The sequence below is a fragment of the Paracoccus sp. SM22M-07 genome (assembly GCF_001887735.1).
Lineage (GTDB): Bacteria > Pseudomonadota > Alphaproteobacteria > Rhodobacterales > Rhodobacteraceae > Paracoccus.
Genome location: NZ_JPKW01000003.1, coordinates 294589 through 310825, shown reverse-complemented (window position 1 = coordinate 310825; position 16237 = coordinate 294589). Strand labels below are relative to the sequence as shown.

Sequence of the window (16237 nt, the reverse complement as noted above, 5' to 3'; positions counted from 1 at the left end):
GCATTTCTGCGACAGTCGGTCAGTTTCTTACAAAAACACTAGGAATAAGCAAGACGTTTACTGACGCCGGGATTAAAAGGCCCCGATCAGCAATCCGGCAGCGCGGCGCGACATGGCGCGGCCCCCGGTAGCCAGCAAGACAACATTACATTGCGGAAGATCTTCATGCGGATCACGACAGGAAACGGCCTTGCGACGGGCCGTCGGGGCAGGGTGCTGATCGCAACCCTGCTGGGATGCAGCTCGGTCATTGCGGTGATGGCCACGGGGCTGCACGCGCAACAGGCGGATGACCAGGTGGTCGTCCTGGAACCCATCGTCGTCGATGGCGAGGATAACGGATCGATCGTGGCATTGCGGTCGGGCGGCGCGGGCAAGCTGGACACGCCCTTCCTGGACAGCTCGGCCTCGGTGTCGGTCGTGACCGAGGCCGAGACGCGCGCCCGCGGTGCCGAAACCATCGAGGACGTGCTGGCCTATACCGCCGGCGTCGTCACCGACCAATATGGCGCCGATGAGCGGTTCGATTATTTCAAGGTGCGGGGTTTCGACCCCAATACCTATCGCGACGGCCTGCCCCTGGGCGCCCCCTTCGGCTCGATCCGCGAGGAGGCCTATGCCTATGACCGGTTCGAGATCGTCAAGGGCGCCAATTCCAGCGCCTTTGGCGTGTCGGACCCCGGCGGGGCGGTGAACTATCAGACCAAGCTGCCGAAAACCGACCGCTTCGGCGAGGTTTATACCACCCTCGGGTCCAATGAACGGGCCGAGGCGGGGTTTGATTTCGGCGACAACCTGACCTCGGACGACACGCTCTCCTATCGCCTGACGGGCAAGCTGCGCGATGGAGAGGCCGATTACGAACCGTCCCGCAACGACGAGAAATTCCTGATGGGCGGCCTGGCCTGGCGTCCCGATGCCGCGACCAGCGTCAGCCTGGTGGTCGATGTGCTGGACCGCGACGGCATTCCCGGCAGCGGTGGCTTTCCCATGGGCACGCGTTTCGACCGCAGCGATTTCTTCGGAGAGCCGGATTTCAACTATCGCGGCACCGACCGGACCACGGCGTCGCTGATCATGGATCATGATTTCGGCGGCGGCCTCAGCCTGTCCTCGACACTGCGCTACAGCGATACCGAAAGCGATTTCGGCTATGCCTATATCTCGGGGACGCCCGCCGAGGGGACCATCGCGAACCGTGCCTTCTTCACCGACGACAACCGCGAACATCGGCTGATCGGCGATGCCCGCCTGACATACGACACGGCCTTGGGCGGCATCGACAGCCGCAGCCTGCTGGGGGTCGAGTTCAGCAAATCCACCCAGACGCGGTCATACGGCTTCGGCCCGGCCCCCGATATCGACTGGACGAACCCCGTCTATACCGGCGCGCCGGGCAGCGTGCCGATCATCACCGATACGCAGACGCAGCAGCGCGGTCGCGCGATCTATGGCCAGCAGGAACTGACCTTCGCGGGCAAATATGTGCTGTCGGCGGGCCTGCGCCATGACTGGCTGGACACCAGCATCGACAACCGCTTGGCTGGCACCAATGCCAGCGGCGACATCAGCGAGACCAGCGGTCGTCTGGGCCTGACCTACAAGGCCACGGACGAACTCTCGGTCTATGGCAGTTTTGCCCAATCGGTGGTTCCCGCTGCCGTGGGTCTGGCCCCCGAACGCGGCGAGCAGTACGAATTGGGCGTGAAATATGCGCCGCTGTCCAGCCGTTCGATCTTCAGCGCGGCGGTCTATGACCTGACCAAGGACAACATCACCCGCACCGATCCCGTCACCAACCGCGCCTCGACCATCGGCGAGGTCCGGGTGCGCGGGCTGGACCTGGAAGCCAAGTCCGAGATGACGCCGAACATCACGCTGACCGCCGCCTATTCCTATGTCGACAGCAAGATCGTGCGGAACGGCACCGCCGGAAACGAGGGAAACCAACTCGGCCTGGTTCCCGAACACACGGCGTCGGTCTGGGTGGATTACCTGGTCGAAGGCGAGGGCCGCCGTGGCGACATGACCTTCGGGCTGGGGGCGCGTTATGTCGGCAGCTATGCCTATGACGATACGAACACGTCCTCGACCTCGGGGCATGTGCTGCTGGATGCGGCCTATTCCTATCGGGTGAACGACCAGACCAGCCTGTCGGTCAATGTCAGCAACCTGACGGACGAAACCTATTCGGCCTATGGCGGGCTTTATGCCGATTTCTACAATGCGGGCCGCGAGGTTTCGGCCACGCTGCGCCGCAGCTGGTAATCACATCGCCCCATCCGCCCGCGCGGGTGGGGCATCATTCGGGTTCCGACGGCTCGGCCTGTTCGGCGGCCCAGGCACCGGCAGCTTCGACCGCGACGGGCGACGTGGTCGGGATCACCCCCAGATAGCTTTCGGTCTGCGCCACGGGAATGGCCGCCCGTTGCGTCATCCGATAAAGCGCATAGAGCGCGATGGTCGTGAACAGCGCCCCCAGCACCGACCAGAAACCCGCCGGCCCCAGCCTTTGCATGGCCCAGCCCGCAATGATCGGCCCGGCGATCGCCCCCAATCCGAAGGTGAAGACCAGCCCGCCCGACGCGGCCGGCATGTCCTGGGGCGCAAGGGCGTCGTTGGTATAGGCCAGAAACAGCGCATAAAGGGGCGTCGTCACCCCGCCCGCGAAAAACGCCGCCGCCATCAGCGGCCACAGATCGCCCCCCACCATGATGCCAAAGGCGCAGAACAGCGCGCCCAGCAGCGCCGCCCCGAAGATCAGCTTGCGCCGGTCCATGCGGTCCGACAGCCAGCCGATGGGATATTGCAGCAGCAGCGCGCCCCCGAACAGCATCGCCACGAACAGCGCGATCTGCGATGCGGTCATGCCGATCTGGGTGCCAAAGACCGCTGCCATTCCCGATTGCGTGGCATAGACGCTGCCCAGCAGGAAGATCCCCACGGTGCTGAGGGGGGCGGCGCGCAGCAGGTCCGTCATCGACATGGGTCGCGCGACCTCGACCACAGGGGCCGGGGCCACCGACAGCAGGATCGGCGCGAAGGAAATCGACACCAGGATCGAGGCGACAATGAACAGCGCCGAATTGCCCGCGTTCCCGAAGGGCAGCAGCGCCTGCGCCCCGATGATGCCCAGGGTCTGCGCGATCATGTAGGCCGACAGGACCTGGCCCCGCGTCTGGTTGGTCGATGCCGCGTTCAGCCAGCTTTCGGCGGCCACATAGATGCCCGACATGCAGAAACCGATGATGGCGCGCAGGATCGTCCAGGCCCATGGCTCGGGGACCAGCGGCAGCGCGATCAGACCTGCCGAGGTGAAGCTGCCAAGGGCGGCGAAGACCCGCACGTGACCCACGCGGCGGATCATCACGGGCGTCAGCCGTGCCCCCGACAGGAAGCCCACGAAATAGCCCGAGGTGACGATGGCCAGCGCGATCGAGGAAAAGCCCTCGATCTCTCCGCGCAGGCCGATCAGCGTGAACTGCATGCCGTTGCCCATCAGAATCAGCACGACGCCGACAAGAAGGGCCCAGACCGACATGAGGGTGCTGATCATCGCGCTTGTCCTTGCAGGTTTCCCGGTCCGGGCACCTTGTCAGGGAATGACCCGCGCGTCACACCGATTTCGCCATCCCCCGGCCGGTTTGCGACTCTGGGCGCCGGCAATAGACCCTAGACGTCCAGTTCTTCGACGAATTGCGCGTTTTCCTGGATGTACTGAAAGCGCAGCTCGGGCTTCTTGCCCATCAGGCGTTCGACCAGATCGCCGGTTTCGCCGCCTTCGTCATCGTCGATGCTGACGCGGATCAGCTTGCGGGTGGCGGGGTTCATCGTGGTGTCCTTCAGGTCCTTGGCGTCCATCTCGCCCAGACCCTTGAAGCGCTGCATGTCGATCTTGCCGCGTCCGCCCAGACCCTTGGCCATCATCCGCTCCTTCTCGGCGTCATCCGAGACATAGACGCGATGCGCCCCCTGCGTCAGGCGGTACAGCGGTGGGCAGGCCAGGTACAGATGCCCGCGGTCGATCATCGGGCGCATCTGCGTGAAGAAGAACGTCATCAGCAGGCTGGCGATATGGGCGCCGTCCACATCGGCGTCGGTCATGATGATGATCTTGTCATAGCGCAGATCGTCGACGTTGAACCTGGTCCCCATCGACACCCCAAGCGCCTGGCACAGGTCGTTGATTTCCTGGTTGGCGCCCATCTTGGAAGACGCCGCGCCCAGCACGTTCAGGATCTTGCCGCGCAGGGGCAGCAGGGCCTGTTTCGTGCGGTCGCGCGCCATCTTGGCGCTGCCGCCGGCGCTGTCGCCCTCGACGATGAACAGCTCGGTTCCTTCGCGGTTGGTGGCGCTGCAATCGACCAGCTTGCCGGGCAGGCGCAGCTTTTTCGTGGCGGTCTTGCGGGCGGTTTCCTTTTCCTGGCGGCGGCGCAGGCGTTCGTCGGCCCGCAGGATCAGAAAGTCCAGAATCGCGCCGGCCGATTTCGTGTCCGATGCCAGCCAGTTGTCGAAATGGTCGCGCACGGCGTTTTCCACCAGGCGCGCGGCCTCGACCGTGGCCAGGCGGTCCTTGGTCTGACCCACGAATTCCGGTTCGCGGATGAAGCAGCTGACCAGCGCGCAGCCGCCCGTCAGCAGGTCCTCGCGCGTGATGTTGTTGGCCTTCTTGTTGTTGACCCGTTCGCCATAGGCACGCACGCCCTTCAGGATGGCCGACCAGAAGCCCGCCTCGTGGGTGCCGCCTTCGGGGGTGGGGACGGTGTTGCAATAGGACTGGATGAAGCCGTCGCGCGCGGGCGTCCAGTTGATGGCCCAATCGACCTTGCCGGGCGCGTTGAAGCGCTTGAAATCGATGCTGCCCGCGAAAGGGCGTTCGGCATAGGTCGTGGCGCCCGACAGGGTTTCCGACAGGTAATCGGCCAGGCCGCCGGGGAAATGGAACGTCGCCTCGCGCGGGGTTTCGCCGTCGTCGATCTCGGTCTTCCAGCGGATTTCCACGCCGCTGAACAGATAGGCCTTGGACTTGACCATCTTGATCAGCCGGGCGGGCTTGAACCGGTGATGGCCAAAGATCTGTTCGTCGGCGTGGAAGGTCACGGTGGTGCCGCGCCGGTTCGGGGCGGCACCGATCTTGGCCACCGGCCCTTCGGGAATGCCGCGCGAAAAGCGCTGTTCGAACAGTTCCTTGTTGCGCGCGACCTGCACGACCATGCTGTCGGACAGGGCGTTCACCACCGATGCGCCGACCCCGTGCAACCCGCCCGATGTCTCATAGGCATCGCCCGAGAACTTGCCCCCCGCATGCAGCGTGCACAGGATCACCTCCAGCGCCGATTTGCCGGGGAATTTGGGGTGGGGGTCGATGGGAATGCCGCGCCCGTTGTCGCGCACCACGACGCTGTGATCGGCCAACAGCTCGATCTCGATGCGGCTGGCATGGCCCGCCACGGCCTCGTCCATCGAGTTGTCCAGGATTTCGGCCACAAGGTGGTGCAGCGCCCGTTCGTCGGTGCCGCCGATATACATGCCGGGGCGCTTGCGGACAGGTTCCAATCCCTCCAGAACCTCGATCGAGGATGCGGAATAGCTGTCGGTGCTGTTGCCACCGGAGAGAAGATCATCGGCCATCGGGTATGCTCGTTTCGTCGCGTGTTGGGGGCGGTTATCTCACGCCCAAGGGGCGGGCGGCAAGGGCTTGTGGTCCCCCGCTTTGCCCGCCACCAAGGATTGCGGCGCGATCAGGCAGGTTCGGCCTCGCGCAGGGCGACCATCTGGACAAAGCCCTGCCGCTGCTGACAGGCGGTCAGCCAGTCGCGGGTCGCGGGGAATTGCGACATCAGGTCGTCATGCCCCTGGGCATAGCGCAGCACCTCGGCCATGTTCAGGTCCGCGACGGTAAAACGGTCGCCGACCAGATGGCCCTGCGTTGCCAGCTGCTGTTCGACGACCTTCAGGGGGCGGATCAGCCGCGTCGCGGCCTCGGCCACCAGGCCCGTATCCTCGGCCGATTGCAGGGTGCCGCGGTTGTGCAGGAACAGGATCGTCAGCGCATCGGGCTCGATGCTGGTCGCCGCATAGAACGACCACTGCATCATCAGGGCGTCTTCGTTGTCATCCTGCGGACCCAAGGGACCGCCATGCTTGCGCGCCAGATACAATGTGCAGGCCATGGATTCCGACAGCGTCAGGTCCCCATCCTGCAGGACAGGCACCGCGCCCGCGGGTGACAGGGCCAGGAAATCCGGGCTGCGCGTGTTGGTCGGCGCGTCCGCTGCCCCTGCATCGGCCAGGCGATAGGCCTGAATGACGGGGCGGTGCAGGAACGGCAGGCCCAGTTCGTGGCACAGCCAGATGATGCGCGAGGCGCGCGACCGCGCGACGCCGTGAATGGTCAGCATGATGCCCCCTTGTGATCTGGCCCTCAAGGTGGAGGTTCGGCACGCGGGGCGCAAGCCTCCTCAGCGGATGCCCGCCCGCGCGGCGGCCCGGTCGATGGCGTCGACGATGGCCTGCGGATCGGCGTGATGGGGCATGTGCCCGATGCCCGGCAGCACGGTCAGGCGGGCATTGGGCAATTCGCGCGCCATGCGGCTGGAATGGACATCCAGATAGACGGTATCGTCTGCATCGCCATGCACGATCTCGATCGGCATGGTCAGTTCGGGGTATTTGGGGGCCATCGCCGCCAGATAGGGCTTCAGGTTGCCCACCTGTTCGGAATTGGCGATCAGGCTTTCGCGCCGCGCCGACAGTCCGGCCCCGATGTAATCGACATAGCCCTTGGGCGGGTCCTGCGGTTCGAAGATCCCCGCGACGATGTCGTCCACCCGGCTTTCGGGGGCGAATGCGGTGATCAGCGGCACGGCGGTATGTTCGCCGATGCTGCTGTTCATGAAATCGTACCAGCGGCTCAGCTCTCCGGGCCAAGGATAGGTCGCGCCCGAGACCAGCACCAGCGCCGAAGGCCCCGACGGGTCGCGCAGCGCCCAGCCCATCGTGACGGCCCCGCCATAGCTGTGGCCCAGCACGATGGGGTCCCTGACATCCAGCTGATTGGCGGCCGCCCGCAGCAGATCGGCCTGCGCCAGCGGGTTGTCGGTCTGATCGCCGATGGAATCGGTCCAGCCCAGCCCGGGTCGGTCCAGCGCGATGACGCGATAACGGTCGGTCAGGCGCCCGACCAGGTCGAAGGTGAAATCGCGCGTGTTGCCGCTGGCCCCGTGGATCAGGACCAGGTCCGGCCCGCTGCCGCGCACGTCGGCATGGACCGTGGTGCCGTTTACCTGCAGCAGCTGGCCCGTCGGCGGGAACTGCGCCTCGAAGGCGTTTTCGCGGGATGTGGCGCGTTTGTCGACCAGGGCGGCACATCCGCCCAACAGCAGCGCCGCCGCAAGTCCCAGAAGCAGCGGTTTCGTCTTCGGCATGGAGGAGGTCCCTTTCGCGTTCCCTTGGGCAACAGACACGCATCGGATCGGGTTCCAGTGCAGGCCTGCGTCAAACCGCCGGTCGGCGCATCGTTGATTTGCACCGAACCCGTTTGCGCCGTAACTGGGGGCGATCCGCCGCTACAAGGTGCCCCAGCCCCATGAACGCCCGTCTGACCCTCATGTCGCTTGCCCTGACGCTGGCCCCGCTGGCCGCCGGGGCCCATCCCCATGTCTTCATCGATGCCGGGCTGCGGCTGGCCTATCGCGATGACGCCCTGCAGCAGGTGCAGGTCGAATGGGCCTATGACGCCTTCTATTCCCTGCTGATCATCGAGGATCTGGGCCTTGACCCCGATGGCGACGGCATCCTGACCCAGGACGAACTGCAGCGGCTGCAGGGATTCGACGCGGATTGGGAACCGGGCTTCGACGGGCGGCTGTTCCTCAGCGTCGATGACCGAGCGGTCGCGATGGGACCGGGGACGGATTTCAAGGCGCGCTATCAGGACGGGCAGCTGATCTCGACCCATCTGCGGACGCTTGAAACGCCCCTGGCCCAGGATGCCCCGCTGACGATCCAGGTCTATGACCCCGAATATTACGTCCAGTTCAGCATGCCCGATGCGCCCCTCATCACCGGCCGCGCGCCTTGCCGCATGACCCAGCAGACAGGCGACCCCCAGGCCGCCGCCAAGGCCTATGACGATGCCGTCGAAGCGGCCCTGGCCCAGGTTGACGGCACCCAGCCCGAAATGCTGACCGTCGATATCGGCAATGTCGGCGCCGATCAGGTCCGCATTGATTGCGGGGCCGGGGGATGATGGCCGCGGCGATGCGCCCAATCGCCCTGACGGGGCTGGTCGTCGCCGCGATGCTTGCGGCGCTATGGTTTGCCGGGGGGCTTGATGGCATCCAGAACTGGGCCGCCTTGCAGCAAAGGCAGGCGCAGGATCTGATGGCCGGATCGCTGCGCGCCCTGCGTGGCGGACAGCCGGGGGCCTTGCTGGGGCTGATGGCGGTCTGCTTCGGCTATGGGTTCGTGCACGCGGTGGGGCCGGGGCATGGCAAGCTGGTCATCGGCAGCTATGGCTTTGGCACGCAGGTGCCGCTGGGCCGGCTGGCGGTGCTGTCGGTCCTGTCATCGGTCGCGCAGGCCGGGACGGCCATCGCGCTGGTCTGGGGCGGCATCACGTTTCTGAACCTGACGCGAGAGGCGCTGACCGACCTGACCGAGGATCACATGACCACCATCAGCACCGCCCTGATCGCGCTGATCGGAATGTGGCTGGCATGGCGGGGCGCGCGGATGCTGATGGCACGGGCCGCGCATGACCATCACGACCGCCATCACGGCCCGGATTGCGGCTGCGGCCACGCCCATGGACCGACGCCGCAGCAGGCGGTCCAGGCGCAGTCCTGGCGCGACGCGATTTTGCTGGTCGCCAGCATCGCGGCACGGCCCTGCACCGGCGCGCTGTTCCTGCTGATCCTGACATGGCGGATGCAGATCTTCGGGGCGGGGGTGCTGGGAACGCTGGCGATGGGGCTGGGGACGGCCTCGGTCACGCTGGCTGTGGCGGGGCTGTCGGTCTGGGCGCGGCAGGGCAGTTTTGCGCTGTTCCCGCAGACGGGGCCCCTAGCGCGCGTGGGGCAGTGGCTGCCGGGCGCGATGCAACTGGGCTCGGGCTTGCTGATCGCCGCCGTGTCGGCGGCGATCCTGCTTTAGGCGGCCCTGCTTTAGGCGGTCAGGCCCAGCTGATCCAGAAAGGCCCGCATCTGCGGCCCCTGGGCGGCGCGATTGGCAAAGAGCGTCGCCTGCGACCGCAGGATCGGTTCCGCCTGAAGGATGCGCAGGTTGTTGGCCTGCAGCGTCGCCCCCGACGACGTGATGTCCGCGATCGCCTCGGCGGTCAGGTTGGCCACGGTGCCCTCGGTCGCGCCCTGGCTGTCGACCAGTTGGTAGTCGGCGACCTCGTGCAGGGCCAGAAAGGCGCGGACCAGGCGGTGATACTTGGTTGCGATGCGCAGGCGGAAGCCGTGTTCGGCGCGGAAATCGCGGGCGATGGCCGCGAAATCGTCCAGATCGCGGCAATCGCGCCAGCAATCGGGCACCGCGAGGATCAGGTCGGCATGGCCGAAACCCATCGGCGCCAGTTCCACCACGTCCGAGGTCCATCCGGCCAATTTTTCGCGCACCAGATCGGTGCCGGTGACGCCCATCTCGATCCGGCCCGCGGCCAGTTCGCGCGGGATCTCGCCCGCCGACAGCAGGACCAGGGACACGCCCTCGGCCCCGTCGACACGGCCCGCATATTCACGGTCGGACCCGCTGCGCGACAGCGTCACGCCGCGTTCCGCGAACCAGTCGAAGGTCTGTTCCATCAGCCGCCCCTTGGACGGCACGCCAAGGCGGATCATGCGCTGGCCTCCAGTTCGGCGATCAGGCCGGGGCGGATGATGCCACCCACGGCGGGAATTTCGCGACCCTTGCCCAAAACGCGGGTCAGCGCGTCATAGCGACCGCCCGATGCGATGGCCGGCCAGCCGTCGCGGTCGGCGACGAAGCTGAAGGTGAAGCCGTCGTAATATTCCAGCGTGGTGCGGCCGTGGCTGGCGTCGAAGACGATGCCGTCCAGATCGATGCCGCGATCCGCGATGGCCTGCATGCGCGTCGCGATGCGCGCCACGGCGGGCGCGATCGAGGGCATGTCGGCGGCCAGGTCGCGCAGCGCGGGCAGGGCCTGCGGTGCGGGCACGCGCAAGGCGAACAGGCGGTGCAGGCGTTCGGACCAGATGGCGGGCAGGGGGGGGACGGCGGCATCGGCCTGCAGGCGTGCGATGCGGCGGGTCATCTCATCCTGCGTGCGCATCCCGGCCCAGGCCGCGCCCGGCTGATCGAACTGCCGCATGGTCGAGGGGGTCGAGAAACGCTGCAGCAGGCGGTCGAAACGCCCCGGCCGCCAGATATGGTGCGACAGCGCCCGCGCCCGGTCCTGCGTCAGCGGCAGCCCCGCCACCGCATCCAGAAGCAGCCCCATGTCGCCCATCCGCGCGGTCAGCCCGTAGGGGGCGACCAGCCCATGGAACAGGGCGAACAGTTCGGCATCGGCATCGGGGTCGCGGCTGAACAGCTCGAACCCCGCCTGCAGGTATTCGTTGTCGCGGGGGTTGGCGGGGCGGGTGTCGCCCATGTCCTGCTTGCGAAAGACTTCACCCAGATAGCAGTACCGCGCGGGTTCGGCGCCGTTTTCCATATGCGCCTGGACGACCGGAACGGTGAAGTCGGGACGCAGCATCATCTCTCCGCGGATCGGGTCGGCGGTGACATAGGCGCGGGCGCGGATATCCTCGCCGTAAAGGTCCAGCAGGCTTTCGGCGGGCAACAGGATGTCGGGTGCGATTTCCGCCGCACCCGCATCGCGGAACGCCGCCAGCAGCCGCTGGCCGATGACCTGCTTGTCGCGCTTGCCGATCATCCCAGGATCCGCCGGACTTCGGCGACCAGGTCGGCGCGGGCGACTTCGGTCTGGGCGGGCTGGGATTTCCATTCGTCCAGCGTGGCGTCGGCGGCGATCCTGGCGCCCAGGACCAGGTCCTTGACCTGCACGACGCCGCGCTCGGCCTCGTTGCCGCCCTGGATGATGGCGACGGGCGATCCGCGTTTATCCGCGTATTTCAGCTGGTTGCCGAAATTCTTGGGATTGCCCAGATAGACCTCGGCGCGGATGCCTGCGGCGCGCAGGTCGGCGGCCATGGATTGGTAATCCGACATGCGGTCGCGGTCCATGACGGTCACGACGACGGGTCCGATATCGGTTTCACCGGCCAGACCCTTGGCCCGCAGGGCGGCCAACAGGCGGTCGACGCCGATGCTGACGCCGGTGGCGGGGACCTTCTGGCCGGTAAAGCGTTCGACCAGCCCGTCATAGCGACCGCCGCCCGCGACCGACCCGAACTGCCGCTTGCGGCCCTTTTCGTCCAGGATCTCGAAGGTCAGCTCGGCCTCGAAGACGGGGCCGGTGTAATAGCCAAGGCCGCGCACGACGGACGGGTCGATGACGGCGCGATCCTCGGCCACGCCCATCGCGGCCAGCATCTCGGCGATCTGGGTCAGTTCGTCCACACCCTCGGCACCGATTTCCGATGCCCCGACCGCGGCGCGCAGATTGGCCAGGGTCGCGGCGTTGTCGTCCCCCTTCGAGGTCAGGAAGGCCAGCACGGGGGCCGCCTGTTCGGTGGTCAACCCGACGCCGTCGATCTGGGCGCCGCTGTCGTCGCGCCGCCCCGTGGTCAGCAGGGCCAGCACGCCCTCGCGCCCGACCTTGTCGAACTTGTCGATCGTGCGCAGCACGTCGTCGGATTGATCGGCGCTGACCGAAGCCGCCTCCAGCACGCCGTTCAAGACCTTGCGGTTGTTGATGCGGACCATGTAATCGCCGCGGTCGATGCCCACGGCCTCCAGCGCGTCGGCCAGCATGGCGCAGATTTCCGCATCCGCCGCGACCGAGGCGCTGCCGACCGTGTCGGCGTCGCATTGATAAAACTGGCGGAAGCGGCCCGGCCCCGGCTTTTCATTGCGCCAGACCGGCCCCATCGCATAGCGGCGATAGGGGCTGGGCAGGTCGTTGCGGAACTGCGCGGCCACGCGCGCCAGGGGCGCGGTCAGGTCGTAACGCAGCGCCAGCCAGTCGCCTGCGGTGCCGCCACCGGGGACGGCTTCCTCCTGCCAAGCAAAGACGCCGGCATTGGGTCGGTCCACATCGGGCAGGAACTTGCCCAAGGCATCCACCGTCTCGACCGCGCTGGTTTCCAGCGGATCGAAGCCATGGCGATGATAGATCGCGGCGATGCGGTCCAGCATCTGCTTGCGTTCGGTGACATCCGCGCCGAAATAGTCGCGGAAGCCCTTGGGCGTCTCGGCCTTGGGCCGGGGCTGCTTCTTTTGATCTTTTGCCATGGTTCCTGTGCCTTTACGGGGCCAAATCCAAGCGCCGACTTAACGGAAGGATCCGACATGGACAAGAAGCCCGAAGACCGTATCACCGAACTGGAGGAGGCTTTGGCCTATCTGACCCGCGTCACCGACGACCTGTCCGAGGTGATCGCGCGGCAGGATGGCGACATCGCGCGGCTGACGCGCCGCCTGGACATGCTGATGCGCGCCGAGGCCGAGCGCCAGTCCCTGGGCGAAGGCAGCGTGGCCGTCGCCGACCGGCCGCCCCCCCATTACTGAAGCGCGGTTTGAAATCGCGGCTTCCCCCGCGCGGGCCGATGCGCTAAGGCCGGTCCGAAAAGATTTCGGAAAACGGAAGGATCGTCCATGGCCAATGTTGTGGTTGTCGGAGCGCAATGGGGCGACGAGGGCAAGGGCAAGATCGTCGACTGGCTGTCTGAACGCGCGGATGTGATCGCGCGTTTCCAGGGTGGCCACAATGCCGGCCACACGCTGGTGATCGACGGGAAGGTCTTCAAGCTGTCGCTGCTGCCCTCGGGCATCGTGCGCGAGGACAAGCTGGCCGTCATCGGCAACGGCGTCGTGCTGGACCCCTGGTCGCTGTTCGCGGAGATCGACAAGCTGGCGGGCCAAGGCGTCAAGATCAGCACCGAGAACCTGATCATCGCGGAAAACACGCCGCTGATCCTGCCGCTGCACCAGGACCTGGACAAGCTGCGCGAAGAAGCCGCCGGCAAGGCCAAGATCGGCACGACCGGCCGCGGCATCGGCCCCGCCTATGAGGACAAGGTCGGCCGCCGCGCCATCCGCCTGGCCGATCTGGGCGATGAAAAGACGCTGGACGACCGCATCGACCGCCTGCTGGCCCATCACGACGCGCTGCGCACCGGTCTTGGCGCCGAGGCCATCGACCGCGCCGAGCTGAAGGCCAAGCTGCTGGAGATCGCGCCCAAGCTGCTGCCCTATGCCCAGCCCGTCTGGAAGATCATGTCCGACGCCCGCAAGGCCGGCAAGCGCATTCTGTTCGAAGGCGCGCAGGGCAGCCTGCTGGATATCGATTTCGGCACCTATCCCTATGTCACCAGCTCGACCACGACGTCGGGGGCGGCGGCTTCGGGGACCGGCATGGGTCCGGGCGCGATCGATTTCGTGCTGGGCATCGTCAAGGCCTATACCACCCGCGTGGGCGAGGGCCCGTTCCCGACCGAGTTGCAGGACAAGGACGGCCAGCGCCTTGGCGAACGCGGCCATGAATTCGGCACCGTGACGGGGCGCAAGCGCCGCTGCGGCTGGTTCGATGCCGTCCTGGTGCGCCAGACCTGCGCCATCAGCGGCGTCAACGGCATCGCGCTGACCAAGCTGGACGTGCTGGACGGTTTCAAGACGCTGAAGATCTGCGTCGGCTATGAGATCGACGGCGTGAAATACGATTATCTGCCGACCGCGGCTGCGTTGCAGACCAAGGTGACCCCCATCTACGAAGAGATGGACGGATGGCAGGAATCCACGCAAGGTGCACGCAGCTGGGCCGATCTGCCCGCCGCCGCCATCAAGTATGTCCGCCGGGTCGAGGAACTGATCCAATGCCCCGTGGCCATGCTGTCGACCAGCCCCGAACGTGACGACACCATCCTGGTGACCGACCCGTTCGAGGACTGAACCCCGCCTGAACCTGCCTTGGGGGCGCACGGTCGCGGTGCCCCCTGCAAAGGAAAGACCCGGATGAACCTCAAGTCCCGCAAGCGCCTGTCGCTTCTTGTCCTGCTGGTGCTGATGCCGCTTTACGTGGTCGTCGCCGTCACGCTGATGAACTGGATGGATGCGCGCTTCGGTCGCCAGCATATCCTGGTCGAGGTCGCGATCTATGTCGTCCTTGGCATCCTCTGGGCGCTGCCCTTCAAAAAGGTGTTCCTCGGCGTCGGCAAAGAGGAATGACCGCAGACCCCGTGATGCGCCCCATCACCAGCGACCGGGGCATCACCGTCATCGGGGGCGGCCAGGTCAGCGATGCCGATCTGGCCCTGGCCATGACCATCGCGCCCGTTCTTGTCGCCGCCGACGGGGGGGCTGATCGGGCGCTGGAACTGGGCCGCCTGCCCGATTGGGTGATCGGGGATCTGGACAGCATTTCCGATCGGGGGCGGGCCGCCGTGCCGCCAGACCGGCTGCTGCATGTCGAAGAACAGGACAGCACCGATTTCGTCAAATGCCTGACGCGTATCGATGCGCCCATCGTCATGGCGGTGGGTTTTGCGGGGCTGCGGCTGGACCATACGCTGGCGGCACTGACGGCGCTGGTGGCCCAGGACGTGCCGCGGGTGATCATGATCGCCTCGGATGACGTGATCTTCGTGGCGCCACCCCGGGTGACGTTGCCGCTGATGCCGGGCACGCGCGTCTCGCTCTATCCGATGGGACCGGCACGCGGGACCAGCAGCGGGCTGGAATGGCCCATCGACGGCATCGATTTCGCGCCGGGTGCGCGCGTGGGGACGTCGAACCGGGCGACGGGGCTTGTCTCGCTGCGGATCCAGGGCAAGATGCTGGTCATCCTGCCGCGCAAATCCCTGGGCACCGTGCTGACCGCCCTGTCGGTGCCTGCGGGCTGATCCCGACAAGGTGATCGGGCCGTGGCGGTTGTCGTCGCGCCCCGCATGGCCTATCTGAGGGGCAACCCGTCCCCCGGAGGCTTGCAGATGTCGCTGAACCCGATCCGCCCCTGGCGCAATATCGAGCGTCGGAAATCCCGTCAGATCATGGTCGGCAACGTGCCCGTGGGTGGTGATGCGCCGATCAGCGTCCAGACGATGACGAACACGGACGGGCATGACGTGCGCGCCACGCTGGATCAGGTCATCCGCGCCGCCGATGCGGGGGCCGACATCGTGCGCATCAGCGCCCCCGATCAGGACACGACGCGGGCGTTGAAGGAGATCTGCCGCGAAAGCCCGGTGCCGATCGTGGCGGACATCCACTTCCACTACAAACGCGCCATCGAGGCCGCCGAGGCCGGTGCCGCCTGCCTGCGCATCAACCCCGGCAATATCGGCAGCGCCGACCGCGTCCGCGAGGTCATCAGGGCCGCCCGCGACCACGGCTGTTCCATCCGCATCGGCGTCAATGCGGGCAGCCTGGAACGCCATCTGCTGGAGAAATACGGCGAGCCTTGCCCCGACGCGATGGTCGAAAGCGGCATGGATCACATCAAGATCCTGCAGGACAACGATTTCCACGAATTCAAGATCAGCGTGAAGGCCAGCGACGTGTTCCTGGCCGCCGCCGCCTATCAGCAGCTGGCCGAGGCGACCGACGCCCCGATCCATCTGGGTATCACCGAAGCGGGCGGCTTTGTCGGCGGCACGGTGAAATCGGCGGTGGGACTGGGCAACCTTCTGTGGGCCGGCATCGGGGACACGATCCGCGTCAGCCTGTCGGCCGACCCCGTCGAGGAGGTCAAGGTCGGCTTCGAGATCCTGAAATCCCTGGGCCTGCGCACCCGCGGCGTGCAGATCATTTCCTGCCCAAGCTGCGCCCGGCAGGGCTTTGACGTCATCAAGACGGTCGAGGCGCTGGAAAAGCGGCTGGAACATATCAAGACCCCGATGAGCCTGTCGATCATCGGCTGCGTGGTCAACGGCCCCGGCGAGGCGCTGATGACCGATCTAGGCTTTACCGGGGGCGGGGCGGGCAGCGGCATGATCTATATGGCCGGTCGCCAGAGTCACAAGCTGTCGAACGAGAAGATGGTCGATCACATCGTCGAACTGGTCGAAGCACGCGCCGAAAAACTGGAGGCGGAAGCCTCGGGCGAATGATCTCGGCCCGCGCTGGCCGGGGGCGTTCTGACCTCCGG

Annotated in this window: 15 protein-coding genes; 8 read left to right on the top strand and 7 right to left on the bottom strand. The window is 66.4% G+C overall.

What is annotated here, in order from left to right:
- The first annotated feature begins 165 nt into the window (after nt 1-165).
- On the top strand, nt 166-2268 hold the full coding sequence (locus IE00_RS06580; protein WP_072296355.1) for a TonB-dependent siderophore receptor: 2103 nt from the start codon (nt 166-168) through the stop codon (nt 2266-2268).
- Nucleotides 2269-2302: 34 nt separating this feature from the next.
- On the opposite strand, the gene IE00_RS06575 is transcribed toward IE00_RS06580, so the two are convergent.
- The 4 genes from IE00_RS06575 to IE00_RS06560 all read right to left on the bottom strand — a co-directional run bounded on the left by IE00_RS06575 (nt 2303) and on the right by IE00_RS06560 (nt 7427).
- Entirely contained in the window at nt 2303-3556 is a 1254-nt protein-coding gene (locus tag IE00_RS06575) for an MFS transporter (RefSeq protein ID WP_072296276.1), read from the bottom strand.
- A gap of 116 nt (nt 3557-3672) precedes the next feature.
- Nucleotides 3673-5631, bottom strand: coding sequence for a DNA topoisomerase IV subunit B (gene parE, locus IE00_RS06570; RefSeq protein ID WP_072296275.1), 1959 nt, complete (start codon nt 5629-5631; stop codon nt 3673-3675).
- Between the two features lie 110 nt (nt 5632-5741).
- Nucleotides 5742-6401, bottom strand: coding sequence for a glutathione S-transferase family protein (locus tag IE00_RS06565; protein ID WP_072296274.1), 660 nt, complete (start codon nt 6399-6401; stop codon nt 5742-5744).
- Between the two features lie 60 nt (nt 6402-6461).
- Nucleotides 6462-7427 (bottom strand): alpha/beta fold hydrolase, encoded by a 966-nt coding sequence (locus IE00_RS06560; protein WP_072296273.1) that lies wholly within the window; start codon nt 7425-7427, stop codon nt 6462-6464.
- Nucleotides 7428-7588: 161 nt separating this feature from the next.
- Here IE00_RS06560 and IE00_RS06555 point away from each other — a divergent pair, with 161 nt between their 5' ends.
- Together IE00_RS06555 and IE00_RS06550 are read left to right on the top strand one after the other, a co-directional pair.
- Nucleotides 7589-8251, top strand: a complete 663-nt coding sequence (locus IE00_RS06555) for a DUF1007 family protein (protein ID WP_072296272.1) — start codon at nt 7589-7591, stop codon at nt 8249-8251.
- 11 nt (nt 8252-8262) lie between these two features.
- A complete protein-coding gene (locus IE00_RS06550) occupies nt 8263-9156 on the top strand; it encodes a nickel/cobalt transporter (protein ID WP_072296354.1) in 894 nt (297 codons plus the stop codon).
- 11 nt (nt 9157-9167) lie between these two features.
- Here the strand turns inward: IE00_RS06550 and hisG are convergent, their stop codons facing one another.
- The 3 genes from hisG to hisS are packed head-to-tail and all read right to left on the bottom strand — an operon-like array spanning nt 9168 to nt 12387.
- Complete coding sequence (gene hisG / locus IE00_RS06545) at nt 9168-9848, bottom strand: ATP phosphoribosyltransferase (RefSeq protein ID WP_072296271.1); 681 nt, start codon at nt 9846-9848, stop codon at nt 9168-9170.
- Nucleotides 9845-10903 carry an ATP phosphoribosyltransferase regulatory subunit gene (locus tag IE00_RS06540; protein ID WP_139291360.1) on the bottom strand — a complete coding sequence of 353 codons (1059 nt, stop codon included), beginning with the start codon at nt 10901-10903 and terminating at the stop codon, nt 9845-9847. Before IE00_RS06540 ends, hisG begins: the two co-directional genes overlap by 4 nt.
- The gene (hisS, locus tag IE00_RS06535; RefSeq protein WP_072296269.1) at nt 10903-12387 is read right to left on the bottom strand and encodes a histidine--tRNA ligase; all 1485 of its coding nucleotides are present in this window, start codon (nt 12385-12387) and stop codon (nt 10903-10905) included. Before hisS ends, IE00_RS06540 begins: the two co-directional genes overlap by 1 nt.
- Nucleotides 12388-12444: 57 nt before the next feature.
- Here hisS and IE00_RS06530 point away from each other — a divergent pair, with 57 nt between their 5' ends.
- From IE00_RS06530 to ispG, 5 genes are all read left to right on the top strand, one after another.
- Nucleotides 12445-12663, top strand: coding sequence for a SlyX family protein (locus IE00_RS06530; RefSeq protein ID WP_072296268.1), 219 nt, complete (start codon nt 12445-12447; stop codon nt 12661-12663).
- Nucleotides 12664-12750: 87 nt separating this feature from the next.
- Nucleotides 12751-14043: an adenylosuccinate synthase gene (locus IE00_RS06525; RefSeq protein WP_072296267.1), complete on the top strand. Its 1293-nt coding sequence runs from the start codon at nt 12751-12753 to the stop codon at nt 14041-14043.
- Between the two features lie 63 nt (nt 14044-14106).
- Nucleotides 14107-14319: a DUF2842 domain-containing protein gene (locus IE00_RS06520; RefSeq protein ID WP_072296266.1), complete on the top strand. Its 213-nt coding sequence runs from the start codon at nt 14107-14109 to the stop codon at nt 14317-14319.
- Nucleotides 14316-14993, top strand: a complete 678-nt coding sequence (locus tag IE00_RS06515; RefSeq protein ID WP_072296265.1) for a thiamine diphosphokinase — start codon at nt 14316-14318, stop codon at nt 14991-14993. The genes IE00_RS06520 and IE00_RS06515 overlap by 4 nt, the downstream gene beginning before the upstream one ends.
- 87 nt (nt 14994-15080) lie before the next feature.
- Nucleotides 15081-16199, top strand: a complete 1119-nt coding sequence (gene ispG, locus IE00_RS06510; protein ID WP_072296353.1) for a flavodoxin-dependent (E)-4-hydroxy-3-methylbut-2-enyl-diphosphate synthase — start codon at nt 15081-15083, stop codon at nt 16197-16199.
- The last annotated feature ends 38 nt before the right edge of the window (nt 16200-16237 follow it).